At 56.9% G+C, this 997-nt stretch carries 1 protein-coding gene and 1 pseudogene; one reads left to right on the forward strand and one right to left on the reverse strand.

Features of this window, described 5'->3' with window-relative positions; genetic code table 11:
- A pseudogene (locus BN2475_RS32670) lies at positions 1 to 84 on the reverse strand (DDE-type integrase/transposase/recombinase); the annotation flags it as partial.
- Between the two features lie 67 nt (positions 85 to 151).
- On the opposite strand from BN2475_RS32670, the gene BN2475_RS32675 reads away from it, so the two are divergent.
- Positions 152 to 874: an IS6 family transposase gene (locus tag BN2475_RS32675; RefSeq protein WP_094783463.1), complete on the forward strand. Its 723-nt coding sequence runs from the start codon at positions 152 to 154 to the stop codon at positions 872 to 874.
- Positions 875 to 997 lie beyond the last annotated feature (123 nt).

Here is a 997-nt window from a genome sequence, read left to right on the forward strand (position 1 = left end):
CCGATCCACTGCCCGGTACAGGTAGACCCACCTGCCGCGAATCTTCAGGTAGGTCTCATCGACACGCCACGAGCGACCCGCAGGTGTAGCAAAGGGTTCTGTTGCAGTAAGGCCCACGTTAAAATTGGGTAGCGAATTTTTGAGCTGTGCGATGAAGAAGACGAAGACACCGCGAACCACACTCGCGCCGGGCCTGGCCAAGGTCCTGAAGCGCCTTCACTACCCGCTTGAAGTGATTTTGCTGTGCGTGCGTTGGTACGTGGCCTATTCGCTGAGTTTGCGCAATCTTGCGGAAATGATGGACGAGCGTGGTATCGCGGTGGATCATTCGACGGTGTACCGCTGGGTCATCAAACTGATGCCGCTCTTCGAAAGGAGGTTCCGCAAGCACAAGCGTCCGGTTGGGAAAAGCAGGCGAATGGACGAGAGCTATATCAAGATCAAAGGCGAGTGGAAATATCTTTACCGGGCAGTGGACAAGGCGGGCGACACGGTCGACTTCCTGCTCAGGGCCAGGCGGGACAAGGTCGCTGCTCGGCGGTTCTTTGAAAAGGCGATCGCCCATAATGGTACGCCAGAGACCGTGACCATCGACAAAAGCGGTTCCAATCTGGCCGCACTGGATGCGGTGAATGCCGATCGCGAGACGCCGATCAAGGTCCGCCAGATCAAGTACCTGAACAACATTGTCGAACAGGACCATCGGGCTATCAAACGCCGGACCCGGCCGATGCTGGGATTCAAGAACTTCCACCGTGCGAGGGTCATTCTCGGCGGCATCGAGGTAATGCACATGATCAGGAAAGGACAGGTGAAATGTGCGGGCAAAGACCTGTCGTCTGCTTCCCAGCAGTTTTACTCCCTTGTGTCATAAGCAATACTTACCATATCGACATTTCTCGTTCCGACACCCTTACTGCAACAGAACCCGCGGAAGCCGAACGCTTCGCGCCCGGCCTGCGCGTGCTGGTCGCCCATCCCTCCGTCACGCGTTCCG

The sequence above is a fragment of the Paraburkholderia ribeironis genome, assembly GCF_900019265.1.
Lineage (GTDB): Bacteria > Pseudomonadota > Gammaproteobacteria > Burkholderiales > Burkholderiaceae > Paraburkholderia > Paraburkholderia ribeironis.